The sequence below is a fragment of the Rhodococcus sp. 14-2470-1a genome, from assembly GCF_002259425.1.
GTDB classification, from domain to species: Bacteria; Actinomycetota; Actinomycetes; order Mycobacteriales; family Mycobacteriaceae; genus Rhodococcoides; species Rhodococcoides fascians_E.
The window spans coordinates 18423-41840 of sequence record NZ_NPFZ01000016.1 but is presented as its reverse complement, the minus strand read 5'-3'; the positions used below and the strand labels follow the sequence as shown (position 1 = coordinate 41840).

The 23418-nt window shown below is 64.9% G+C and carries 23 protein-coding genes; 12 read left to right on the top strand and 11 right to left on the bottom strand.

The features are described from left to right. Positions 1 to 6 precede the first annotated feature (6 nt). From CH292_RS08440 to CH292_RS08425, 4 genes are read right to left on the bottom strand one after another with little or no spacing between them, the layout of a single operon-like run. Positions 7 to 1605, bottom strand: coding sequence for an acyl-CoA carboxylase subunit beta (locus CH292_RS08440; RefSeq protein WP_094654486.1), 1599 nt, complete (start codon positions 1603 to 1605; stop codon positions 7 to 9). Further along, entirely contained in the window at positions 1602 to 2750 is a 1149-nt protein-coding gene (locus CH292_RS08435) for an acyl-CoA dehydrogenase family protein (protein ID WP_094654485.1), read from the bottom strand. Before CH292_RS08435 ends, CH292_RS08440 begins: the two co-directional genes overlap by 4 nt. Beyond that, positions 2747 to 4447, bottom strand: coding sequence for an acyclic terpene utilization AtuA family protein (locus CH292_RS08430; protein WP_094654484.1), 1701 nt, complete (start codon positions 4445 to 4447; stop codon positions 2747 to 2749). Before CH292_RS08430 ends, CH292_RS08435 begins: the two co-directional genes overlap by 4 nt. Then, a complete protein-coding gene (locus CH292_RS08425; protein ID WP_019665503.1) occupies positions 4444 to 5241 on the bottom strand; it encodes a TIGR03084 family metal-binding protein in 798 nt (265 codons plus the stop codon). Before CH292_RS08425 ends, CH292_RS08430 begins: the two co-directional genes overlap by 4 nt. Positions 5242 to 5333: 92 nt before the next feature. Between CH292_RS08425 and CH292_RS08420 the strand changes: the two genes are divergently transcribed. Further along, a complete protein-coding gene (locus tag CH292_RS08420) occupies positions 5334 to 6389 on the top strand; it encodes an endonuclease/exonuclease/phosphatase family protein (protein ID WP_094654483.1) in 1056 nt (351 codons plus the stop codon). A gap of 1 nt (position 6390) precedes the next feature. On the opposite strand, the gene CH292_RS08415 is transcribed toward CH292_RS08420, so the two are convergent. Next, positions 6391 to 6849 (bottom strand): MarR family winged helix-turn-helix transcriptional regulator, encoded by a 459-nt coding sequence (locus CH292_RS08415; RefSeq protein ID WP_094654482.1) that lies wholly within the window; start codon positions 6847 to 6849, stop codon positions 6391 to 6393. Between the two features lie 61 nt (positions 6850 to 6910). Here CH292_RS08415 and CH292_RS08410 point away from each other — a divergent pair, with 61 nt between their 5' ends. Together CH292_RS08410 and CH292_RS08405 are read left to right on the top strand one after the other, a co-directional pair. Then, complete coding sequence (locus tag CH292_RS08410; RefSeq protein WP_019665506.1) at positions 6911 to 7315, top strand: VOC family protein; 405 nt, start codon at positions 6911 to 6913, stop codon at positions 7313 to 7315. Positions 7316 to 7353: 38 nt separating this feature from the next. Then, positions 7354 to 8031: a haloacid dehalogenase type II gene (locus CH292_RS08405; RefSeq protein ID WP_037159400.1), complete on the top strand. Its 678-nt coding sequence runs from the start codon at positions 7354 to 7356 to the stop codon at positions 8029 to 8031. Between the two features lie 20 nt (positions 8032 to 8051). Here the strand turns inward: CH292_RS08405 and CH292_RS08400 are convergent, their stop codons facing one another. Then, a complete protein-coding gene (locus CH292_RS08400) occupies positions 8052 to 8531 on the bottom strand; it encodes a DUF4188 domain-containing protein (RefSeq protein WP_094654481.1) in 480 nt (159 codons plus the stop codon). 84 nt (positions 8532 to 8615) lie between these two features. Here CH292_RS08400 and CH292_RS08395 point away from each other — a divergent pair, with 84 nt between their 5' ends. Both CH292_RS08395 and CH292_RS08390 read left to right on the top strand, forming a co-directional pair. Beyond that, positions 8616 to 9269 carry a MerR family transcriptional regulator gene (locus tag CH292_RS08395; protein WP_094654480.1) on the top strand — a complete coding sequence of 218 codons (654 nt, stop codon included), beginning with the start codon at positions 8616 to 8618 and terminating at the stop codon, positions 9267 to 9269. Between the two features lie 291 nt (positions 9270 to 9560). After that, complete coding sequence (locus CH292_RS08390) at positions 9561 to 11300, top strand: HNH endonuclease signature motif containing protein (RefSeq protein WP_094654479.1); 1740 nt, start codon at positions 9561 to 9563, stop codon at positions 11298 to 11300. Between the two features lie 43 nt (positions 11301 to 11343). On the opposite strand, the gene CH292_RS08385 is transcribed toward CH292_RS08390, so the two are convergent. After that, on the bottom strand, positions 11344 to 13404 hold the full coding sequence (locus CH292_RS08385; protein WP_373454672.1) for an ArnT family glycosyltransferase: 2061 nt from the start codon (positions 13402 to 13404) through the stop codon (positions 11344 to 11346). 112 nt (positions 13405 to 13516) lie between these two features. Beyond that, a complete protein-coding gene (locus CH292_RS08380) occupies positions 13517 to 13912 on the bottom strand; it encodes a hypothetical protein (protein ID WP_094627438.1) in 396 nt (131 codons plus the stop codon). Between the two features lie 64 nt (positions 13913 to 13976). Here CH292_RS08380 and CH292_RS08375 point away from each other — a divergent pair, with 64 nt between their 5' ends. After that, positions 13977 to 14375, top strand: coding sequence for a YafY family protein (locus tag CH292_RS08375; protein WP_230594049.1), 399 nt, complete (start codon positions 13977 to 13979; stop codon positions 14373 to 14375). Continuing rightward, positions 14372 to 16057 (top strand): adenylate/guanylate cyclase domain-containing protein, encoded by a 1686-nt coding sequence (locus CH292_RS08370; RefSeq protein WP_094654477.1) that lies wholly within the window; start codon positions 14372 to 14374, stop codon positions 16055 to 16057. The genes CH292_RS08375 and CH292_RS08370 overlap by 4 nt, the downstream gene beginning before the upstream one ends. A 21-nt stretch (positions 16058 to 16078) precedes the next feature. Here CH292_RS08370 and CH292_RS08365 read toward each other — a convergent pair whose 3' ends face one another. Next, positions 16079 to 17365, bottom strand: coding sequence for a nitrate/nitrite transporter (locus CH292_RS08365; protein ID WP_019665515.1), 1287 nt, complete (start codon positions 17363 to 17365; stop codon positions 16079 to 16081). Between the two features lie 67 nt (positions 17366 to 17432). Between CH292_RS08365 and aroQ the strand changes: the two genes are divergently transcribed. Genes aroQ through CH292_RS08350 form a run of 3 tightly spaced genes read left to right on the top strand, consistent with a single transcriptional unit; the run spans position 17433 to position 19236 of the window. After that, on the top strand, positions 17433 to 17867 hold the full coding sequence (aroQ, locus tag CH292_RS08360; RefSeq protein WP_179275245.1) for a type II 3-dehydroquinate dehydratase: 435 nt from the start codon (positions 17433 to 17435) through the stop codon (positions 17865 to 17867). 57 nt (positions 17868 to 17924) lie between these two features. Continuing rightward, positions 17925 to 18662: a thioredoxin domain-containing protein gene (locus CH292_RS08355; protein ID WP_094627433.1), complete on the top strand. Its 738-nt coding sequence runs from the start codon at positions 17925 to 17927 to the stop codon at positions 18660 to 18662. Between the two features lie 4 nt (positions 18663 to 18666). Continuing rightward, entirely contained in the window at positions 18667 to 19236 is a 570-nt protein-coding gene (locus tag CH292_RS08350) for a vitamin K epoxide reductase family protein (RefSeq protein WP_019665518.1), read from the top strand. Here the strand turns inward: CH292_RS08350 and CH292_RS08345 are convergent. Beyond that, positions 19233 to 19628: a RidA family protein gene (locus CH292_RS08345; RefSeq protein WP_019665519.1), complete on the bottom strand. Its 396-nt coding sequence runs from the start codon at positions 19626 to 19628 to the stop codon at positions 19233 to 19235. The two genes, CH292_RS08350 and CH292_RS08345, sit on opposite strands and share 4 nt — an antisense overlap. Positions 19629 to 19836: 208 nt before the next feature. Here CH292_RS08345 and CH292_RS08340 point away from each other — a divergent pair, with 208 nt between their 5' ends. After that, a complete protein-coding gene (locus tag CH292_RS08340) occupies positions 19837 to 21270 on the top strand; it encodes a bifunctional lytic transglycosylase/C40 family peptidase (protein WP_094654476.1) in 1434 nt (477 codons plus the stop codon). Between the two features lie 28 nt (positions 21271 to 21298). Then, entirely contained in the window at positions 21299 to 22093 is a 795-nt protein-coding gene (locus tag CH292_RS08335) for an acyl-[acyl-carrier-protein] thioesterase (protein WP_019665521.1), read from the top strand. Here CH292_RS08335 and CH292_RS08330 read toward each other — a convergent pair. Next, the gene (locus CH292_RS08330) at positions 22006 to 23415 is read right to left on the bottom strand and encodes an AMP-binding protein (RefSeq protein WP_094654475.1); all 1410 of its coding nucleotides are present in this window, start codon (positions 23413 to 23415) and stop codon (positions 22006 to 22008) included. The genes CH292_RS08335 and CH292_RS08330 overlap by 88 nt on opposite strands. Positions 23416 to 23418 lie beyond the last annotated feature (3 nt).

Below are 23418 nucleotides of genomic sequence, written 5' to 3'. Positions count from 1 at the left end.
TGCGCTTCACATCCGGAAGACGCCGAAGTTCTCGGTGCCTTCGATCGGGGCGGTGGCAATAGCCGACAGGCACATTCCCACCACCGTTCGGGTGTCACGGGGGTCGATGACGCCGTCGTCGTAGAGGCGTCCGGAGAGAAACATCGGCAGCGACTCGGCTTCGATCTGGTTCTCGATCATCGCGCGCAGGCCTGCGTCGGCTTCCTCGTCGAATGCTTGGCCGCGGGCTTCCGCTGCTGCCCGTCCGACGATGGAAATGACGCCCGCAAGTTGGGCTCCGCCCATGACAGCGGATTTGCTGCTGGGCCACGCGAAGAGGAACCGGGGATCGAAGGCGCGGCCGCACATGCCGTAGTGGCCGGCGCCGTACGACGCTCCGAGCAGAATCGAGATGTGTGGGACCTTGGAGTTCGAGACGGCGTTGATCATCATCGAGCCGTGTTTGATCATGCCGCCTTCCTCGTACTCCTTTCCGACCATGTAGCCGGTGGTGTTGTGCAGGAACAACAACGGCGTGTTCGATCGATTGGCAAGTTGAATGAACTGGGTTGCCTTCTGCGATTCCTCGCTGAACAGGACGCCACGTGCGTTGGCGAGGATGCCGATGGGGTAGCCGTGCAGTTCGGCCCAGCCGGTCACCAGCGACCCGCCGTACATCGGCTTGAACTCGTCGAAATCGCTGCCGTCGACGATGCGTGCGATGACCTCACGGGGATCGAACGGAATCTTCAGGTCGGTGGGCACGATGCCGAGCAGGTCCTCGGGATCGGCGAGCGGTTCGATGACCTCTGCTCGCGGCTCCGGGCCCCTCTTCTTCCAGTTGAGTCTCTTGACGATGCTGCGACCGATGCGGATGGCGTCCTGCTCGTCGACCGCGAAGTAGTCGGCGAGACCGGACTTGCGGGCATGCATCTCGGCGCCGCCGAGGGATTCGTCGTCGGAGTCCTCACCGGTCGCCATCTTGACCAGTGGCGGTCCGGCCAGGAACACCTTGGAGCGTTCCTTGATCATGACGACGTGATCCGACATGCCGGGAATGTAGGCGCCGCCGGCCGTGGAGTTGCCGAAGACCAAGGCAATCGTCGGAATGCCTTTGGCGGACAACTGCGTCAGGTCACGGAACATGCGTCCGCCTGGAATGAACACCTCCTTCTGAGTCGGCAGGTCGGCACCACCGGACTCGACGAGGGAGATGACCGGCAACCGGTTCTGCGTCGCGATGTCGTTGGCCCGGAAACCCTTCTTGAGGGTCCACGGGTTGCTGGCACCGCCGCGCACCGTCGGATCGTTGGCGACGATGAGGCATTCGACACCGCTGACGACGCCGATGCCCATAACCGTGCTCGCACCGACAGGAAAGTCGCTGCCCCACGCGGCAAGTGGGCACAGCTCGAGGAACGCCGAGTCCTCGTCGATCAGTAGTTCTATTCGTTCACGCGCCAGGAGTTTGCCGCGCTTGCGGTGCCGCTCGACGTATTTCTCACCGCCACCGAGAAGCGCTTTACCGTGCTCGACGTCGATCTCCGCAAGCTTGGTGTTCATCGCCTCGGCGGCGCCGGTGAATTGTTCCGACGCGGTGTCGAGGGTGGACTTCAGCACGCTCATGCCTGGTACCCCAATCGTTTTGCAGCCAGTCCGGTGAGAATTTCGGTGGTGCCTCCGCCGATACCGAGGATGCGCATGTCGCGGTATTGACGTTCGACTTCGCTCTCCCGCATGTAGCCGAGACCGCCGAACAACTGGACGGCCTGGTTCGCGACCCATTCGCCGGATTCGACGGCAGTGTTCTTGGCGAAGCACACTTCGGCGATGAAGTCGTTGTTCTCGGTCATGGACCGTTCGACGATGCTGCGGGTGTAGACCCGCGCGATGTCGATCTTGCGGGCCATTTCGGTCACGGTGTTCTGTACGGATTGCCGCTTGATGAGCGGCTTTCCGAACGTCTCGCGGTCACGGACCCACTGCAGCGTCAAGTCGAGGCACCGCTGAGCGCTCGAATAGGCCTGCGCGGCGAGCGCGATGCGTTCGGTCAGGAACGCCTGCGCGATCTGCGCGAAGCCCGTGTTCTCCGCGCCCACCAGATTGCTCACGGGCACCCGGGCGTCGACGAAGGAGAGCTCTGCCGTGTCCGACGCCCGCCAGCCCATCTTGTCCAGCTTGCTCGTCACCTCGAATCCAGGCGTGCCCTTCTCCACGACCAGAAGCGAGACCCCTCCGGCGCCGTCACCGCCGGTGCGGACCGCCGTCACCACGAAATCTGCGCGGCACCCCGACGTGATGTACGTCTTCGCACCGTTGATGACGTAATGATCGCCGTCCTTGACGGCCCTCGTCCGCAGATGTCCGACGTCGGATCCGCCGCCCGGTTCGGTGATCGCGAGCGATCCGATCTTCTCGCCTGCGAGGGTAGGGCGTACCCACTTCTCGATCTGGTCCGGATCACCCGCGGCCACCAAGTGCGGCAACGCAATTCCGCTGGTGAACAGCGAAGCGAAGAGTCCTCCCGACGCGCCTGCCTGGTGCATTTCCTCGCAGATGACCACAGCGTCGGCGAGGTCTCCCCCGTCGCCGCCGACCTCCTCGGGAAAGCCCGCTCCGATGAGACCGAGAGCCGCAGCTTTACGGTGGAGATCGCGTGGGAGTTCACCGTCCGACTCCCACTGGTTCAAGTGCGGCAGGATGTCCTGTTCGACGAAACTGCGCACGGTCTTGCGGAGCTGTTCACGCTCCGGCGTGGTCCACACGGTCATATCTGTCCTTGGAATACGAGAGTTTCGGGAATGGCGATGTGCCGGGACCTGAGCCATTCGCCCAACCCCTTGGCCTGTGGATCGAATCGTGCCTGCGATGCGACGCCTTGGCCGAGGATGCCTTCGATGACGAAGTTGAGGGCCTTGAGGTGCGGCAGCACATGCCGGGTGACGGTGAGGTCTGCGGCTTCGGGGAGCAGCGACTTCAGTTCTTCGACGGTGAGAGCGTGGGCCAGCCAGGCGAATTCGTCGTCGCTGCGCACCCACACTCCGACGTTCGCGTTGCCGCCTTTGTCGCCGCTTCGTGCGGCGGCGACGGTACCGAGTGGCACTGTGATCGTCGACTCGCCAGGTCGTTTCGGTGGAAGTTCGGGCTCCGGGAGCGGTTCGAGTACTTCAGTGTCGGTGGCCGGTGGAATGTCGACCCGGGTGCCGTCGGCGAGGGTGACCGTGTGCGGTACCTCGCCTGCATCGACGTATCCGGCGGTGAAGACACCGAACGGCGCACCGTGTCCGGGCGGCGCGGTCAACGAGAAGCCGGGATAGCTGGCGAGAGCGAGCTCCACTGCTACCGATGAGAACTGGCGGCCGACGATGTTCGGATCACTGTCGCGGGCCACGCACCTCAGGAGCGCGCTTGCGGTTTCCTCGGTGGGCGCGTCGGGCTTGTCGGTCCGCACCAGCGTCCATTCGAGTTCCTTGGGTCTGGTCGGCAGCCAGGATTCGAATTGCTTCTGCGCGAGTTCGGCTTTCGCGTCGATGTCGAGACCGGTCAGAACGAGGGTGAACTCGTTGCGGAATCCGCCGAGCGAGTTGAGCGAGACCTTCAGCGTGGGCGGCGGGGCCTCGCCCTTCACCTGGGAGATCCTGACGCGGTCGCTGGACTCTTGAGTCAGTACAGCGGTGTCGATACGAGCTGTGACGTCGGGGTTCGCGTATCGCCCGCCGGTGATTTCGTAGAGCAACTGCGCGGTGACGGTTCCGACGCTGACTGCGCCGCCGGTGCCGTCGTGCTTGGTGATGACCGACGATCCGTCGGCATGGATCTCGGCGATCGGGAACCCGGGACGTCCCATGTCGGCGATCTCGGTGAAGAACGAGTAGTTGCCACCGGTCGCCTGGGTGCCGCACTCGATGACGTGACCGGCCACCACGGCACCGGCCAGAGCGTCGTAGTCGGTTCTGTTCCAACCGAAGTGGTACGCCGCGGGGCCGACGATGACCGAGGCGTCGGTGACGCGGCCGGTGACGACGACGTCGGCGCCGGACTTCAGCGCTTCGACGATTCCCCACGCGCCGAGGTACGCGTTGGCGGTGAGAGGGCTACCCAGGCCGAGCTCGTCCGCGCGGGACAGGAGATCGTCGCCGTCGACGTACGCGATCTTCGCACCGGAGTCGAGCTGGGTCAGCGCGTCGGCGAGGCCTTTCGGGTTGAGTCCGCCGGCGTTCGCGACGATCTTCACGCCCCTGTCGAGAGCGAGACCGAGGCAGTCCTCTGCCTGGCGGAGAAAGGTTTTGGCGTATCCGCGGGATGCGTCCTTCATGCGATCGCGGCCGAGGATGAGCATCGTGAGTTCGGCGAGGTAGTCGCCGGTGAGGTAGTCGAGTTCACCACCTTCGAGCATCTCCCGCATCGCGGAGAGTCGGTCACCGTAGAAACCGGAACAGTTGCCGATTCTGACGTGGGGGGTACTCATTTCTGGGATCGTCCTGGTCCTGGAGGGCCTGCGAAGGCTTGGGCGATGGTGAGCCAGTGCTGGGCGTCGGCGCCCTCGGCGTGGACGTCGAGGTCGTCGCGATGGGCGCGCTGAGTGACGAGCAGGCAGAAGTCCGCCGCCGAGCCGGTGACGCGCTGAGACGCGTCACCGGGGCCCCAGGTCCAGAGCTCACCCAAGGGGGAGGTCAGCTCGACCCGGAACGGCTCGGTCGGCGGGGTCTGTTGGTTGACGGCGTACGCGAAGTCGCGGGTTCTGACTCCGATGTGCGCGACGCCTCTGATGCGCTCGGTGGGCTCGCGGCGGACGCCGAGTGCGTCGGCGACGTCCTGTCCGTGTGCCCACGTCTCCATCAGTCGTGCCGTCGCCATCGAGGCCGCGCTCATCGGCGGTCCGAACCACGGAATCTTCACTCCGGCGGGCACCGTCGCGAGGGCATCCGTCATTGCGTGACGACGTGAGCGCCAGGTTTCGAGCAGGTCGGGCCGCCGCGCTTCCTCCTCGGCCGCGACGTCGACGAAACCGGTCGGATCGGACCATGCCTGCTTCAGAACGATGTCGAACTCGGCTTTGGCGCGATCGTCTCCTGCGGCACCCGACGTCGTGCGCTCGGCGACATTGTCCGTCCAGGACAGATGACCTATCTGATGGGCGACGGTCCAGCCCTCGGCGGGCGTGAGCGTCGACCATTGTTGGTCGGTCAGGTCGCTGACCAGGGCGTCGAGGTCGTCACCCTCGGCGCGGAGGTCATCGATGATCGAGTCGAGGTCGGCCATGGGAACAGCTTCACACCACACCGCGTAAAAAGCAAGCATGCCTGCTTGTTAATTTACGTGTTGTTCAGACAACGTCGGTACGGTCTCCGATCGTGAAGACCGCCGGACTTGCCGCAGCCCTACTTGCCACTGGACTACTCGCCGGATGTTCGACGCCGGGAGCGAGCGACGCCGAGCCCCGTCAGCTACGCGTCGCGACGTTCAATGCAAGCCTCAACCGACCCGCCGAGGGACAACTGGCCACCGAACTGCACGGCGAGAACGCGCAGGCCCGAGCCGTCGCCGACGTGATCGACCACAATTCGCCGGATGTTCTGTTGATCAACGAATTCGACTATTCGCCCGAGGCACTGGATCTGTTTCGTGAGAACTACCTGGGTGGCGCGTACCCCTACTCCTTCACGGCACCCGTGAACACCGGCGTCGACTCCGGACTCGACCTCGATTCCGACGGTGCTACCGGAGGACCGGACGACGCATTCGGTTTCGGGCAGTTTCCCGGCCAGTACGGCATGGTCGTGCTGTCGAAGTTCCCGATCGACACCTCCGGCGTCCGGACATTCCAGAACTTCCTGTGGAAGGACATGCCGGATTCGCTTCTGCCTCGCGACTACTACGGCGCGAACTCGGACGCACTGCGCTTGTCGAGCAAGTCTCACTGGGACGTGCCCGTCGACATCGACGGCAAGACCGTGCACATTCTGGCGTCGCACCCGACTCCCCCGTCGTTCGACGGACCGGAGGACCGCAACGGAAAACGCAATCACGACGAGATCCGCCTCACCGCCGACTACATCGACGGCGCTGGATACCTGTACGACGACAACGGCGTTCGCGGAGGCTTGACGCAGAACGCATCGTTCGTCGTTCTGGGCGACCAGAACAGCGATCCGGTCGACGGCGACTCGGTAGCAGGGTCGATTCAGCAATTGCTCGACAACCCCCGCATCCAGGATCCGGCGCCGACGTCGGGAGCCGACGGCAACACCGATACCGCCGACTTTTCCGACCCGACTCCCGGCGACCTACGCGTCGACTACGCATTGCCGTCGGCTGACCTGACCGTCACGGGCTCGGAGGTCTTCTGGCCGACCGATGCCTCGCACCCCTCGGATCACCGAATGGTGTGGGTGGATCTGAAGCTCTGACTCAGGATGCGTCTCCGCGGTCGTTGAGCGATCGGATCATTCCGCCGAGGAGCCGGAACGCCGTCTCGCGTTCGTCGCCGGACATACCGGCCAGCATCCGGTCCTCCACGGACCTGACCGCGGCAGTCGCCTTCTCGAGCTCCCGCCGGCCGTGTTCGGTGAGCCGGGCCGGAAGGGCCTTTCCGACGGGAGCTTCCGTCGGCCTGACGACGACCCCGTCCCGTTCGAGAGCCTGCAACAGCACGTTCATCGATTGCCTGGTGACGAAGGCGCCGCGGGCGAGTTCGGAGTTGGACAGGCCCGGCCGCTGAGCGAGCAGTTCGAGGCACGAGTAGTGCGTCACGCTCATCCCGAGCGGCCGAAGGACTTCCTCCATCGCGGCCCGCAGGACACTGGACGCTTCCTTCAGCAGGTACCCCAACGAGGTGTTCAGGTCGATCCCTCGGTCGGCTTGACCCATGTCAGCATTCTGACATAGATTCGTTCGTGTCAGATAACTGACACACGTCGAAGGAGTTTCCATGGCAGTCACCGGTCCCGATTTCATCTCCCTCCAAGTACGCGACCTCGCCGCATCGCAGGCGTTCTACGAGAAGTACCTCGGCCTCGTGCGTTCGCCCGCCGGCCCACCCCACGCCGTGGTCTTCGAGACCACTCCCATCGCTTTCGCTCTGCGGGAGATCGTCGCCGGAACCGATCTCGCCTCCGCGGACCGGCCGGGCATCGGCGCCGCAATCTGGCTGCACGCCAACGACGTTCAATCCATCCACGACACCCTCGTAGCGGACCAGGAGCGGAGTGCGCAGAGCGACCCCGACAGCAACACTCAGGTCATCGTGTCGGAACCCATCGACGGCCCCTTCGGCCGCACCTTCACCTTCGCCGACCCCGACGGCTACCACATCACCCTCCACGATCGCGCCTGACGGTTCGGCCAGGGCTCTCGTCGGTACCATCGATGCCCATGGGGGTCTACGACGCGTATGTCTTCGACATTCAGGGCACACTGTTCGACTTCTTCGGGCCGGTAGCCGACGCCTTGTCCGAATGGGTGGACGACGAAGTCGTCGGCGATGCAGTGCGAGCCTGGCGTCAGGACTATTTCGAGCGAACGTCCACCCTGACGCAGTCGGCCGAGCATTGGCAGCCGGTGCAGAACGTCTACCGAGACGGCCTGGATTCGGTCGCGAAAAAACTCGGGCTACAGATCCCTTCTCCTGCCCGGACGGCGTTGGCCGATACATGGAAGAACCTGCGGCCGTGGCCCGATTCAGTGGACGGCCTGCGAGATCTACGACAGATCTCGGTCGTCGCGAGCTTGTCCAACACCGACATGGCGACCATGGTGCATCTGTTCAAGCGAGCCGGGATGGACTGGGACGCAGTGCTGACCGCCGAAGTGTTCGGCGCTTTCAAGCCGGCTTCTTTCCTGTACGAGCGAACGTGTCGTTACCTCGGGGTCGAACCCGACCGTGCAGCGATGGTCGCATCACACCCGTACGACCTCCGGGCTGCCAGGGCCGTCGGCATGAAGACCGTGTTCGTTCATCGCCCGTTGGAATTCGGCCGAATCGATCATTCGGTGGACGATGCGAGGGGCGAGTTCGACCACAGAATCGACAGCATTGCGGACATGCCCTGACGCAGGATGCCGTCGCACAGTCACTTCGAGATTCGCGCCATTGCTGATTCGGTTCGTTTTCCGACGACGACGGAAGTTCCCGCGGCAGCCAAACCCATGATGGGCATGTTCGAGTAGATCGACTCGTGACTGCCGGGGCCCACCCGATAGGTCTCGTGATAAACGCCGACGTCACCGCTACTGCCGACTCTGGTGTTGAACGCCCTCCACGACGGCAAGTGTGGATCACTCGGGTTCCGGGCGAACGCCTCGAGCCGATCGAAGCTCCGCCAGTACTGGACCACCGTTACCGTACGTCCGCCGAAGGACAGGCGAGCGCCCAAGAGCCCCTTCTCCGGATGCTTCCTCAACTCGCGCAACATTTTCGGCATGGCGACGAACGGCGGAAACCACTTGTGCACCTTCCACAGCTTGTTTATCCGCATGCCGATGAGAAAGACGACGAAATCGCCGTCCATCGAGGCCGTGTAGCGGCCGGGTTGCACTCCGTTGCGGTTCACGATGTCGAACCTCCAGACTATGGATAGAGGAACTATCTGTAATAGATAGTGATACTCTCCGTTCGTGAAGTCAAGGGTGCTCGGATGAGGATCTCCGAGCTGAGCAAGCACTCCGGCGTGTCGACAGCCTCCATCAAGTTCTACCTGCGCGAGGGCCTCCTCCCCGCAGGCAAGCAGACCGCACCCAATCAGGCCGACTACAACGACCAGCACGTACGACGGTTGCGCCTCATCCGCGCCTTGATCGACGTCGGCGGACTCTCCATTTCCGTCGCCCGCGCCACTTTGGCAACGATCGATCACGAATCAGCCTCCGCTCACGACACGTTCGGAGCCGTGATGCACGGGCTGGACGACATCGACCCCGACGACGCGGCACCGGACGTCGCCCGAACCTACGACGAAGTGCGAGAATGGATTTCCACGCGTGATTGGCACGTGGATCCTGCGGCTCCCGCTCCCTTCAGGCTGGCAGAACTCGTGGCGACGTTGAGACGCTTCGACTTCCCGATCGACTTGAACTACTTCGACGACGTGGCCGACGCTGCCGAGGCAACTGCCTGGGGTGAGGTGAACTACGCCCGTACGCGACCGGACCGCGCCTCCGCCGTGGAGGCCATGGCCATAGGAACCGTCGTGATCGGACAGGCCGTGAACGAGATACGCCGAATTGCACTCGAAGCCATCAGCTTTCGTATTCAGAACACCGGCGATGACTCTCCGTCCGTTACGCCATGACCCAGCCACCCGCAGTAGAGTTCGCCTTCCCCGGTCCGCTGCGCGACTCCCTCGTGGAGACTGTCCTCGACGGCCAGAAGACATCGACGATGACACGAAAGTAGTTCTGGAATCCTTTCGACTGATCCAGCCCCGCTAGTCGAACGGCGCCTTGTACGCATTTTGTCGGTGTCGTGTGCTAGTAGATCGAACTTCGAAAACGGTTGCCCCACAAACCGAAAGGCCTTGCAGCCGAAAAGAACGGGCGGTATATTCGAACATACGTTCCCATGAACCGGGGGGGTTCACCACATGCCACACACCACCACGCCCAGCAGATACGCCCGCTACCTGGGCCCGCACACACCACCCACCATCGACCCAACACTCCTGACCGAACTCGCCGACGCAGCCAGAGAAGAAAACAAAGCTTGCGCACGCAAAGTCGCCCACGCCGCACGCATCTGGGAAACCTGCATCGAACAGACCGTCCACATCGGCGAACGCATCACCGACGCCGGCAACTACGCATCCTCCGAAACCGCAGCCGCACTCGGCTGCTCGAAAACAGTCGCAGACACCTACTCCGACATCGGAATGGACCTGCGCCTACGCCTCCCACACATCAAAGCAGCCTTCGACGCCGGAGACCTCGATCTACCCCGAGTACGCGCCATCCACCGCGTCACCGGCCCCTACAGCACCCCCGCCGTCGAACACGCACAAACCGACATCCTCACCGCCGCACTACACCTGTCCCCCGGACCACTCGCCACCGAAATCAACGCCATCATGCACCGCTGCGCACCCGACGAAGCCGCACAACTACGCGCGGACCTCACCCGCCTGACCACAGTGAAATACCGCGACAAAGACATGATCGCCACCATCGAAGCCGACCTCGAAGCCGCAGACGCCGCCGCCGGCTGGCAACGCATCAACGAAGTAGCCGACACCCTCTGCCCCCGCGACCCCCGTACCCGAGGACAACGCCGCGCCGCCGCGTACACCGCCCTCATGCGCAGCGAAACCCACATCGCCTGCACCTGCGAACCCGACGACGACCACCCCTGCACCGCCACCCCCGAACCCCCCGACCGCCGCCGACCCCTCACCACCGTCACCATCGACATCGACACCCTCCTGCGCCTCGCCGACCTCCCCGCCTACCTCGCCGACCACGGCACCATCGACGCCGACTACGCCCGACAACTAGCCCACAACAGCGACCTGCAGATCCTCATCACCGAAGCCCTCGACCTCGCCCACGAACTAGGCCACATCACCAACCCCAACCCCGACAACAACGCCGACGCCGCACGAGACACAGATCCCGAGCCCACACGCACACCACGCCCCACCGCACACCCGACGTTCCATCCACTCGGACGCGGCCGACGACGCCGAGGACTCGACCTCCCCACACCGCCGGCCCCACACCCCTCCCGCACACCCACCGACACCGACACCGACACCCCGGCCGGACAGTACGAAGGCCGATACACACTCATCGCCGCACTCGAATCCGCCATCGAAATAAACCCCGCATTGGCAGTCCCGCTCTACCCCGACGGCCACGGCGGACTCACCACCCCACCACCCGGCGCACTGACCTACCGACCCGGCGCCTCGCTCGCAGACCTCGTCCGACACCGCGACCGCACCTGCCGCCACCCCGGATGCGACGTCCCCGCAGCCGGCTGCGAGATCGACCACGTCATTGCCTTCGACCACCGCGACCCCACCCGCGGCGGCTGGACCATCCTCACCAACCTCCACTGCCTCTGCAGGTACCACCACTCCCTCAAGACCATGGGCGCCTGGACACCCACCATGCTCGCCGGAGCCGCCGAACACTGGCAATCGAACTCCGGTACCACCGCAGTCACCCTCCCCGGAAACACCTACGGAACAACCGACCTCGCCGCACAATCACTCATCCCCCACATACCCCGCAAACGCAGACCAACCACCACCAACAAGGCCCACACCACCACGCACCCAACCCACACTCGACCGACAAATGACACCGACGACCCTGCACCGTTCTGAACGGTGCAGGGGCTCGGATGAATCGGCGTCCATGGACCGTCGGTCAGCCTGTGTATCCGCTCATGTCGTACACGGTGACGCCATCGACGGTAGTGGCGGTGAAGTTCGCTGCGACCCACTCCGCGATGTCGGACGATGTGGACTGCGAGTCACCACCACCGGGCATGCCGCCGCCCATTCCGCCGCCTCGGCCACCGGAAATGTAGTACTTGACTTCGTGATTCGAGACGTAGGAGATGAACTGATCGAGAGTCGGCGCGGGATCACTGCTCCACCCTCCGATAGCGATGACCGCTGTGTCCGTAGCCAACTCGTAGGTCGCGGCTGTCTGCGATCCGTTCACCGCAGCGGACCACTTGGTGTCGGCCGACTCGAGCAGAGCGTTCACCTGATCACTGGAAGCGGAACCTCCACCCATACCGGGGCCACCAGCCATGACACCTGCTTCGTCTCCGGCCACCGGACTGTCCGGGACTTGGCCGGCAGCACCGGGCATACCACCCTCTGGGATCCCACCCGAGGGAACCGCGCCGTCAGACATACCGCCACCCGGCATACCTCCACCCGGGGTACCGCCGCCCATGCCGGAGTCCGAGACGGCACCGACGGGACCCGCGGTGGGGATCGATCCGCTGTGGACGGTGGACGAGGTGGCGATGGCATACGACGCACCGCCGCCGAGACCTGCGATCGAGCCGACGAGGGCAGCGATGACGGCGAGTACACGGAACCGACCCGCACCGAGGATCGCGACAGCAGCGACGACGGTTCCGAGCAACAGGCTCCACTTCAGAGCGGGCAGCCAGTCAGCGTTGCGGTGCAACAGAACCCAGGCCCATCCGCCTGCCGCGAGCATCATCGACGCCAGACCGAGCCGCGCCCACACGGATTCGCGTGCGATCCACAACGCATAGCCGCCTGTCCCGACCATGCCTGCGACAGCCGGCGCGAGGGCCACCGTGTAGTACGGGTGGATGGTTCCGGACATGTAACTGAAGATCGAACCCGTCACCAGGAACCAACCACCCCACAGAACGAGCGAAGCGCGCAGCAGATCGGTGCGCGGTGCGCGTCCCCGAGCAATGAGCCCGAACACCAGTGCCACCAACGCGGCGGGGATCAGCCACGAGATCTGGATGCCCATCTCACTACCGAACAGCCGGTCCAGTCCCGTGCTGCCGCCGAAACTGGAACCCGCGGCCCCTCCCATTCCACCGCCGCCCATTCCGCCACCGGCATTGCCGTCGGATCCGAAGATGCGGCCGAGTCCGTTGTAGCCGAGCACCAGATCCATGACGGTGTTGTCCGTCGAACCTCCGATGTACGGGCGCGCATCGGCGGGCCAGAGCGCAACGGTCAGAACCCACCACCCGGCGCCGGCGACGAGCGCGGCGAACGCACCGAAGAGATGCAGCAACCGAGCACCCAGACGCGCCTGCCCTGCAACCAGGTACGTCAACCCGAAGGCCGGGAGCACCAGCAGACCCTGGAGCATCTTGGTCAGGAACGCGAAACCCAGCGCGACGCCGGCGAACGCGAGCCACATCGCCGCTCGTCGACCGACAGACGTCTGCAGGGCGCGCACGACGAAGTATCCGCCGATCGACATCAGCAACACCAGCAGTGCATCGGGATTGTCGAACTGGAACATCAACGCCGCCGCCGGCGTCGACGCCAAGACCGCACCCGCCAGGAGCCCTGCCGTGGGCGCGGCGACCCGCTTGACTGCGGCGTAGACGACAGCGACCGCACCCACACCCATCAATGCCTGCGGCACCAGAAGGCTGGCGCTGGAGAACCCGAAGATCCGAGCCGACAATCCCATCACCCACAGCGATGCGGGCGGCTTGTCGACGGTGATGAAGTTCTCCGAGTCGAGCGAACCGAAGAACCACGCAGTCCAGTCCTTCGAACCAGCCTGCGCCGCAGCGGCATAGAAGGTGTTGGCATATCCGCTGGCGGTCAGGTTCCACAGGTACAGCACAGCGGTCGCTGTGAGGAGCACGCCCAGCACTACGTGGTGGCGACTCGGCGCATACCTCGCAGCCTTACGATGCCGAGGTTGCGGTTCCGCTGGTGTCGGCGGCAGAAGTGTTGTGGTCACGAAAAGGTCCTCCGTCGGTGGTGTCGTGGACCAGAGTGACCGGGCCGGGTTCGTCCCCGCTGGGAACAACCTCGAGAAATGCTGTGAACGCCCGCAGACAAGGTCGAACGCGTCAGACACCGTCCAGAGGGGTGGTGACCGCGATACGGCGAGCGCCATCGGCGTCGAGCACGATCTGGTAGGCGTTGCGCTCCACGCCGACGGAGTTGCCGTCGGAATCGAGGTTCTCGAGCAGCAGATGTCCCACCCAGATCCCGTTGCCCTCGATGTCGGTCACGATGTCCTTCGCTCGGACGCCCTGGATTCCGCGGGATCGGTAGAACTGCTGCCCCTGGCTGAAGAAGTCACGCGTCTGCTGTGGATCGGTGACGGCGAGGCAGCCACGAGGCGACACCGCGAGAGCTGGATAGTGGTAGATGTCCGCGAGGGCGTCGATGTCGCCCGAGGACAGGTAACCGGTGTAGCGGTCGAAGAAATCCTCTATCGATTCGGTGCTGGTGGAGGTCATGAACGAAGAACCTACGGTTGATTACCGCCACGCCGGTGACGGTAATCGGAAAGAATCTCCGATTGTGCCCCGCGAAACGAGCTCCGACTCACGCGACAACCACCTGACGCTGCGACGCGTGGTGCGTCAGCAACGTCTCATCGAAATCCTCGCCGACTCGCCACTGCCCGTACCGACGGAAGATCTGGCCGAGAAACTACAGGTCAGCGCCAGAACCGTGGAACGCGACCGCCGCCGTCTCGTCGAATCCGGCGTCCCGATCGTGTCGGTACCGGGAACAGGCGGCGGCAGCCGACTTCCCAGCCACGACAAGCCCGCTCCCCTGCATTTGTCGTTCGAGGAGATCGCCGCGTTGATCGCGGCCCTCGCCGCGCTCGGGCCGACGGAAACCGACAGCGCACAGTCCGCGATGACCGCCCTCGTCGCAGCAATCACCCCGTCGCAGCCTCGGGGACTGCGGTGACCGCCCGGCAAGCCCGACGTGTCGCCGTCAAGTACGGGGCATCGCTGATCGCATTGAACATCGCCGCTGCGGTGCAGGTGATCTTCGTCGTGGCGTTGCTCGCGAGATCCGAGACCGCGACGGTCGGCAGCATTCTGACCGACCCCGCATTCAGCGCATTCCGATGGATCGTCCCGCTCGGCATCACGGTCGGAGCCCTCGCAGGCATCGTGCTGATCCTGCCCACCCTGCGGTGGTTCGCACACGAGGACATCCCGACGGTCGAGCAATCGAAACGTGCGACACGGATTCCGCTGCACCACACCGCGTCGCACCTCGCGCTGTGGCTGGCATTCGGGTTCTCCATGGCAGCGTTGACGCACGACGCGGAACACGACGTGACGGTACTCATCGTCATCGGCACCGTGTTCGGTGCGGTCACCACCGCCGGAACCGGATACCTGTTGACCGAAAGGTCACTGCGTCCCGTCACCGTACTGGCGTCGACGGGCACCCCGGCGCGACGTGAACTGAGCGTGCTCGCACGACTGATCCTCACCTGGTTGGTGTGCACGGCAATTCCGGTGGCAGCGATCACGCTGATCGTCATCGTGCACTCGACCGGAAAGCCCGTCGCGATCCCCGCCCCGATCGAACTCCCCATCCTCATCGTCTCCGCAATCGCACTCGGCACCGGGCTCCGCGGAACCATCCTCGTCGCACGATCGGTGTCCGAGCCGGTGCGAGAAGTAAGCCAAGGGATGACGGAGATCGAGAAGGGACGGACCGACGTAGCCGTCCCGGTCTACGACTCCTCGGAGATCGGGAACCTGCAACGCGGGTTCAACAGCATGTCGCGCGGACTCACCGAACGTGAACGACTACGAGACCTCTTCGGCCGACACGTCGGCACCCAGGTCGCCTCGCGAGCACTCGAACAATCCGACTTCCCCCGCGGCGACGTCCAGTACGCCGCTGTCCTGTTCATCGATCTCGTCGGGTCGACGGCCTTCGCCGTCGATCATCCGCCCGAACGCGTCGCCGAAGTACTCAACGAATTCCTCGCCATCGTCGTCGACACCGTCGACGACAACCTCGGCTTCATCAACAAATTCGAAGGCGACGCCGCACTCGCCGTCTTCGGCGCGCCCCAACCCATCGACAACCCGGCTGCCGCCGCCTTGAAAGCTGCCCGACGCCTACGCCTCGCGCTCGGATCCCTCGACACCCGCAACTCCGCCGAAAACCCAGCCGGCTCCGCTCCTGCCACTTCTGGTCACTCCGCCGGCTCCGCTCCCGCCACTTCTGGTCACTCCGCCGGCTCCGCTCCCGCCACCCCTGGTCACTCCGCCGGCTCCGCTCCTGCCACCCCTGGTCACTCCGCCGGCTCCGCTCCCGCCACCCCTGGTCACTCCGCCGGCTCCGCTCCTATGGACTTCGGGATCGGCGTTGCTGCAGGTGATGTGTTCGCCGGGGACATCGGAGCACTGCAGCGGTACGAGTACACCGTCATCGGAGAGCCGGTGAACTGTGCAGCGAGGTTGTCCGATCTCGCCAAACTCGCGCCGGGCAGGGTGCTGGTCAGCAGCCGACTCGTCGACGACGCAGGCGCGGACGAAGCACGTCACTGGCAGTCCACCGGGCCGGTGGAGCTGCGCGGATATCAGACGCCGGTCGAGGTCTCGGCGGTCTCCGACGCTTAACGGTCCCGGCGGCTCCGCGGCTCAGCGGTCCCGGAAGCGTTGGAGGATTTCGCGCATCGTGTGCGGGTAGATACCCTCGTCGGCGAGCTGCCTGCGGGTCTTGCGACGGGTCAGCACGACGCCGGTGATCGCGACGATCCACACCGGGTACTGGACGAGGAACGCGACCCGGAAGCCCTCGAACGTGTAGCCACCGAACGCGTCGAGGATCCATCCGATCGATGCTATGACCAGAAGCGACGCGGTGAATCCGCCGATGTTGACCATGCCCTGCGCGGTGCCGAGGTTGGCGCTCGGATTGAAGGTACGTGCGTAGTCGAATCCGATGACCGAACCGGGTCCGCCGACGGAGATCACGACCACCAGGACGACCAGCAGCCACAGCGGAGCAGGACCGGGAAGTGCCAGCACGACTGCCCACATCGCCGCATTGCTGATCATGATGGCGAGCACCATCCACGACCGTCGCATCGGATACCGCCCGGTGAGGATGCCGAGCCCGACGCCGGAGAACACTGCTGCCACCACCGAGATCGACAGCAGCGCGCCGGCCGTCGACGACGACAACCCCTGCGCCGACGTCAGGTACGGGATACCCCACAACAACGCGAACACGGTGATCGAGAACTGCGTACCGGTGTGGGAGAAGAACCCGAGCCGCGTCCCGGGGCGCTTCCACACCTGCGCGATGGTCGCGAACGTCTCACGCATCGACGTCGCCTTCTCGGTGATCTCGGTGCCGGGAGGTGAATCACGAACCAGGGCGAGCGTCAGGACCAAGGCGACGAGTCCCAGCGACGCAGCGCTGCCGAACGCGACCGTCCACCCCGGACCGTTGAGCAGTACGAGAAACGGCACCGCGGACAGGATCTGTCCCATCTGGCCGAGCAGACCCGTCAGCTGGGACACGATGGGAACCTGCCTCGGCGGGAACCACTGCGGGACCAGACGCAACACCGAGATGAACGTCAGAGCATCCCCGACTCCGACGAACGCACGCGCCGTCACAGCCAGGGGAAGCGAATCGGTGAATGCCAGTACCAGTTGCGCGACGGTCATCAGCAGCGCGCCGAGTGCGATCATCTTCCGAGACCCGACGCGATCCAGCACCACACCAGCGGGTATCTGCATCGCCGCGTAGACGACGACCTGAAGAACGACGAACGACGACAGCAGTGACGGACTGATCACGAACCTGTCGGCGGCGTCGAGCCCTGCGACACCGAAGGCGGTGCGGTGCAGCACGGCGACGATGTATGCGAAGACACCGACACCCCAGACCACCCACACGCTTCTCACTGCCCACATTCTGCCCGGTGCCCTGTGCAAGGATCGAATCCGACAGGACGCGACGAAGACGAAAGTGAGCAAGCCCATGGCCGACCCCATCCTGGTGTTGAACGGACCGAACCTGAACATGCTCGGAACGCGTCAGCCAGAGGTGTACGGCCACGAGACGATTGCCGACGTCGTCGCACTGTGCGAGAAGACCGCCGCCGCGCACGGACGAAACGTCCGAGCCGAGCAGTCCAATCACGAGGGCCACCTGATCGACTGGATCCACGAAGCACGGGGGCGCGTGTCGGGAATCGTCATCAACCCCGGTGGCCTCACCCACACTTCCGTCGCCCTCCGCGACGCTCTGGTGATCCCGGAAGTACCGATCATCGAGGTCCACATCAGCAACGTTCACGCGCGAGAAGAGTTCCGTCACCACTCGTTCGTCTCCCCCATCGCATCCGGGGTCATCGCCGGACTCGGAATTGCGGGCTACGGATTCGCCATCGAACGGCTCGTCTCTCTCACCTAGTCCTCAGGTTCACCTGCATATGCTGGGTCGAGCATTTCGGCTGAACGAGGGATATCGGTGAGCAAAGACAGGGCGAGCAACAACAGCAAGAAGAAGGCACAGGCAGCTGCGGCGGCACTGCAGGGCAAGAAGGACAAACAGCGCCGCACCCTGATCCAGGTCGGCGTCGCCGTCGTTCTCGTGGCGCTGATCGCCGTCATCGGCTTCAACATCGCGTCGAAGGATTCCGACGACACCACCGCAACCCCGGCTGCCACGCCGTCGGTCGTCACCGAGGACGGTGCGATCCGCATCGGTGACCCGAATGCCTCCGTCGTCGTCACCGCCGTCGAGGATTTCCAGTGTCCAGCCTGCAAGCAGTTCGAGGCGATCTCCGGCGACACCCTCTCCGAGCTCGTGGCCGACAACACCATTGCCGTCGACTACAAGCCGATCGCAATCCTGGACCGAATGTCGTCGACGAACTACTCGACGCGCGCAGCCAATGCGGGCATGTGCGTCGCGCAGGCCGACATCTCCAAGTGGCCTGCATGGCACAAGGCCATGTTCGAGCAGCAGCCCGCCGAGGGCGGCGCAGGCCTCAGCGACGACGACCTGAACGGAATCGCCCGGACACTTCAGGTCGACGTCGGCAGCTGCATCACCGACGGCACCTACACCGATTACGTCGCCAGCCAGACGCAGAACGTCATCGACTCCGGCGTCACCGGAACCCCGACCGTCTCGGTCAACGGCACCGTCGTCGACGTCCCGACGCCGGACAACCTGCGGGCCGCGATCACCGCGGCACAGTAGAGCAGTGCCCACCAGCAAGGTCACCGCCTGGGTCCTCACGGTCGGCGGCGTACTCGGACTCCTCGCGGCACTGACCCTGACGATCGAACGATTCAAACTGCTCGAGGATTCGTCCTACGTGCCGTCGTGCAGCTTGAATCCGGTGTTGTCGTGCGGTTCGGTGATGACCACCGATCAGGCCGCACTGTTCGGGTTTCCCAATCCCATCATCGGGATCGTCGCCTTCACGGTGGTACTCGTCACCGGAATCCTGACCCTCGCGAAGGTCGCACTACCGCACTGGTACTGGCTCGGACTGTCGCTGGGCACCCTGCTCGGCGAGGTGTTCATCCACTGGTTGATCGACCAGAGCCTCTACGAGATCGGCGCACTGTGCCCCTACTGCATGGTCGTCTGGGCAGTCACGATGCCGATATTCGTCGTCACGCTGTCCCAACTCGTCGACCGCGAGCGCGCAGGCACCGTCCCGAGGCTGCTGCTCGAATGGCGTTGGACGATCCTCGCGCTCTGGTATGCCGTGGTGATCGCCCTCGTCGGCATCAGGTTCTCGGACTACTGGTCGACGCTCGTCTAAAGGGCCGCGACGGCGTCGATCTCGATCAGCAACTCCGGCATCGCAAGCCGAACGATTTCGACGACGGTCTGAGCGGGCCTGGTCTCGGGAAACAACTCACCGAGAACCGCGGTGTAGGTGTCGAGGTGTGCCATGTCGACGAAGTACACGGTCAGCTTGACCACGTTCTCCAAGGCTCCACCGGCTGCATCGACGATCAGGCGAATGTTCTCGAACGCCAGACGAATCTGCGCCTCGACATCCCCTATTCCCGCGAACTGACCGTCCGCCGTGATCGCCGTCTGGCCCGACAGATACAGCGTCGTCGACGCGTTCTCCACCGCAACACACTGAGACAACAACTGAGCGCCGGGATCCCACACGCTCACGGGTGACACCACTCGCTTGTCCATTCGTTTCTCCTCTCGTCCGCACCGCCAACCTACGCACCGCCAACCTACGCACCGATGCCGCAATGGAAGATGCGACGCGTAGGTTGCGTCCGCGCATTCCGAACCACGGAGCGCCGTCGCAGGGCATGATGATGTGAGCCACCTCACGCGGGGATGAGTGGGCATGGAAGCATTTTGGGGAGAGACGCACAGCACCAGGAGTTGTTACATGGCAGGCGATCCGATCGCAGTCATCGTGGCCGTCATCGTGTCCGCAGCAGGGGCGGCAGCAGGGACCGACCTTCCCCCACCGATCCAGGACGGAGCTGCGGGCGTCGCCGAATCCGCGGAGAACGCCGCACCCGGTCTGCAACAGCAACTCGACGACCTTCTCGGGGCCCTTCCCGACGATCAGCGCGACGACGCCTCCGCCATGCTCGACGACGCCGCGGCCGCGATCGAATCCGCGGCCGACCCGATGCTTCCGGACGAGCCGGACACCGAAAAGACCGAGGAGACCGAACCGGCGGACGCGGGCGCCGCGACGGACGCACCGCCCACACCGCCTCTGCCGCAGGTGCCCGTCGCCTCGGTGACGAGCTCGCCCATCACATCGCTCGGAGCCCTGATACCGAGCGCGAGCGGCGCCCTGCAGTTCGGTACGTCGACGTATTCACTGGGCGATCTGGTGTCCCAGACTGCGTTCATGCCCGCCGCCGAGGCACTTCGGCGTGCGCTGTTCCCCGGGGTACCCGCCACGTTCACCGGAGTGTCCGCGTCGCCTATCGGTGCGATCACCGCGTTCGTTCCCTGGCTCATGAAGGCCGGGGCCATCTGCGACGGCGTGGGGGCACCCGTCATTGCCGCGCTGTACGCCGCGGAGAACGGGTTCCGGCACGGTCCGACGGCCCCGGTGTCCTCGAGTGGGGCACGTGGCCCCGGGCAGTTCATGCCGGGAACTTGGGCGACCTACGGCAAGGACGCCGACGGTGACGGTGTGGCCGACATCAACGGAATCGCGGATTCGGTGATGGCGTCGGGAAACATGTTGTGCGACATCCACAGTCAGGTCTCGCAATGGAAGTCCGAGGGCAGGGTCAGTGGTGACACCCTCGACTTGACCATCGCCGGGTACAACGCGGGTGCGGGCGCAGTCCTTCGTTCCGGCGGAATGCCCTCCGGTACACCGGATTACGAGAACCAGACGAAGCCGTACGTCGCGAAGATCCGGGCGACGGAAATGCAGTTCTCCGCGATACTGAACCCGTTCTCCGCCCTGGACATCGCCGGTGCAGGCGCGAACGCCGTACGGTCCGCCATGAACTATCTCGGTCTGCCGTACGTGTGGGGCGGCGGCAACATCAACGGACCGTCGGGCGGCGGGTTCGACTGCTCCGGTCTGACGTCCTACGCCATCTTCAAGGCGTCCGGCGGCAAGGTGACCCTCCCGCGGACGTCGGAGACACAGTGGAACGTCGGCACGGAAATCCCGCTCGGGCTGGCTCAGCCCGGCGACCTGCTGTTCGGCAACTGGCAGGCGGGTGGTCCCGGGCACGTCGCAATTTACGTCGGCAACGGGCAGATGGTGCACGCGCCCACCTTCGGCGACGTCGTCAAGATCGGGCCGGTGTTCGACGGAATGAAGGCGCGCCGGGTCCTGTGACACGCTCGGCCGGGTAGGTTCGTTCACCATGACCGACGGAACCAGCGCAACGCAGCGGAGCCCCGAACCTGTCGGCTTCGACGACCCTCTTGCTCCGGCGCCGGCCGACGGCGAGGGCTTCGAGACCAACTGGACCGTCCGCACCGGAGACGTCGACCCGAACAACCGCCTGCGGTTCGACGGTATGGCCCGCTACCTGCAGGACATCGGGTCGGACAATCTCGATGCCACCTCGCTCGGCGTCACTGACCCGTTCTGGATAGTGCGGCGCACGGTCATCGACGTGCACACCCCGGTCGAGTTCCCGGACCGAGTGCACATGAGACGGTGGTGCTCGTCGATGTCGACGAGGTGGTCGAACATGCGCGTGAACATCACCACCGACAAGGGCGCGTCCATCGAGACCGAGGGATTCTGGATCAACATCAGTGCCAGTACCGGTATGCCCACCCGGATCAGCGACGAGGCCTTGGCCCTGCTGGCACGCACCACCGACGAGCATCGGTTGCGGTGGAAGGCCTGGCTGACCGAGCCGGTGCCGTCACCCGCGCACACCGACGTGCAGTTTCCCTTGCGCGCCACCGACATCGACCCGTTCAACCACGTCAACAACGCCGCGTACTGGCACGCCGTCGAGGAACTGTTGGTCGATCACGCCGATCTGTTGCACGCCCCGCACCGGGCCGTCATCGAGTATCTCTCCCCCATTCTGGCGGGCGACCACGTGACCATTCGTCACCGCTTCGAGGGCGGCGCGCTCACCGTGTGGTTCGTCGTCGACGATGCGGTGCGCTCCGTCGCGAAGGTCGCCCCGAGGGCCTGACGGTCCAGCTTGCCGCGCGGTGTGCGGGGCAGGGCGGGCACCACGAGGATCCGCGTCGGCACACTGGGGGCGGGCAGGGCCTCACGCAACGACCGACGGATGCGCTCGACGGGCGGTGCGCCCGCGCTCACGACGAGTGCGAGCGCGGGTACCTCACCGAATCGTGCGTCGGGAATCGCAACGACTCCCGCTTCGAGAACACCGGAGATGCTCAGGGCTGCATGCTCGATCGGTGCGAGCTCGACATTGAGCCCTCCCCGGATCAGCGTCTCGGAATTTCGACCGAACAGAGTCAGCGACGACCCGTCCACACTTCCTCTGTCTCCCACCGTCATCCAGCCGTCGACCGGTCCGCCTGCGAGTCCCCCGTCGGTCAGGTACCCGTCGAACACCATGTCGCTGCGCACGTGAACGACACCGTCGACGATCCGCGCCTCGACACCGTCGAACAGTGTGCCCGCACCGGGATTCACGCCGCGATCGTAGGACACGAAGCTCAGCTCCGAGGCGCCGTAGAAGTGAACGAGCGACGCGTTCGGCAGCACGTTCTGCAGCGTTCGACGCCCCGACTCCGGCCAGCGGGCCGCACTGGAGAGCACTTCACGCACACTCCCTACCGGGCCGACATCGGCGCGCACGACGTCCCACGCGATCGTCGGCACCGAATAGAGATGCGTCGCGCCACTGTTCAGTGCGTCGACCGCGGGCCGGACGTCGACGGCCGCACCCCGTGTCAGCCCGTGCAGCGCGCCGTACAGGAAATGCGTGTGGTCCAGCACCCCCGGCGTCGACACGCGATCTCCCCGCCGAACGTCGAACACGGCGTCGCTGCGGTCCAGCGTCCTGGCCCACGAACGCTGGTTCCGTACGAAGAGCTTGGGCTCACCGGTGCTTCCCGACGTGATCCCGACCAGGAGTTCACCGCCCTCGGTGGGACTCCCGTGCGGCCCCCGCCCGTCCAGACCGACGACCGGGCCGGGCCAGCCGAGCGATGCCACCCGTCGATGCTGTTGCTGCGCAGCGATCACCACGTCCGGGGCGGCGAGCTCGACGACCCTGCCGAACTGACCGGGCAGCAAGTGCCTGTGCAACAACACCACACCGATTCCCGACGCCATCGCCGCGGTCACCGCGACGAGCGAGCCGACGTCCGACGTCGGAAGAACCGCGACGCGTCGCATGCCGTTCATCCCGGCACCGGTGCGGCGGACCCGTTCCCAGAAATCGCCGTACGTCACCGATTCCCGACGGTCGACGACGGCGATCGCCTCGGGATTCTCGCATGCGTGACCGGCGATGCGGTCGGTGAGTAGCGGGCTCACGCG

Excerpts from the sequence above, each read along its gene's own strand:
- CH292_RS08415 (WP_094654482.1), bottom strand. The coding sequence starts at position 6,849 with ATGGGTCAAGCCGACCGAGGGATCGACCTGAACACCTCGTTGGGGTAC.
- CH292_RS08425 (WP_019665503.1), bottom strand. The coding sequence starts at position 5,241 with ATGGCCGACCTCGACTCGATCATCGATGACCTCCGCGCCGAGGGTGAC.
- CH292_RS08435 (WP_094654485.1), bottom strand. The coding sequence starts at position 2,750 with ATGACCGTGTGGACCACGCCGGAGCGTGAACAGCTCCGCAAGACCGTG.
- CH292_RS08340 (WP_094654476.1), top strand. The coding sequence starts at position 19,837 with ATGGCAGGCGATCCGATCGCAGTCATCGTGGCCGTCATCGTGTCCGCA.
- CH292_RS08345 (WP_019665519.1), bottom strand. The coding sequence starts at position 19,628 with ATGGACAAGCGAGTGGTGTCACCCGTGAGCGTGTGGGATCCCGGCGCT.
- CH292_RS08405 (WP_037159400.1), top strand. The coding sequence starts at position 7,354 with ATGGGGGTCTACGACGCGTATGTCTTCGACATTCAGGGCACACTGTTC.
- CH292_RS08430 (WP_094654484.1), bottom strand. The coding sequence starts at position 4,447 with ATGAGTACCCCCCACGTCAGAATCGGCAACTGTTCCGGTTTCTACGGT.
- aroQ (WP_179275245.1), top strand. The coding sequence starts at position 17,433 with ATGGCCGACCCCATCCTGGTGTTGAACGGACCGAACCTGAACATGCTC.
- CH292_RS08440 (WP_094654486.1), bottom strand. The coding sequence starts at position 1,605 with ATGAGCGTGCTGAAGTCCACCCTCGACACCGCGTCGGAACAATTCACC.
- CH292_RS08395 (WP_094654480.1), top strand. The coding sequence starts at position 8,616 with ATGAGGATCTCCGAGCTGAGCAAGCACTCCGGCGTGTCGACAGCCTCC.
- CH292_RS08390 (WP_094654479.1), top strand. The coding sequence starts at position 9,561 with ATGCCACACACCACCACGCCCAGCAGATACGCCCGCTACCTGGGCCCG.
- CH292_RS08410 (WP_019665506.1), top strand. The coding sequence starts at position 6,911 with ATGGCAGTCACCGGTCCCGATTTCATCTCCCTCCAAGTACGCGACCTC.
- CH292_RS08380 (WP_094627438.1), bottom strand. The coding sequence starts at position 13,912 with ATGACCTCCACCAGCACCGAATCGATAGAGGATTTCTTCGACCGCTAC.
- CH292_RS08335 (WP_019665521.1), top strand. The coding sequence starts at position 21,299 with ATGACCGACGGAACCAGCGCAACGCAGCGGAGCCCCGAACCTGTCGGC.
- CH292_RS08365 (WP_019665515.1), bottom strand. The coding sequence starts at position 17,365 with ATGTGGGCAGTGAGAAGCGTGTGGGTGGTCTGGGGTGTCGGTGTCTTC.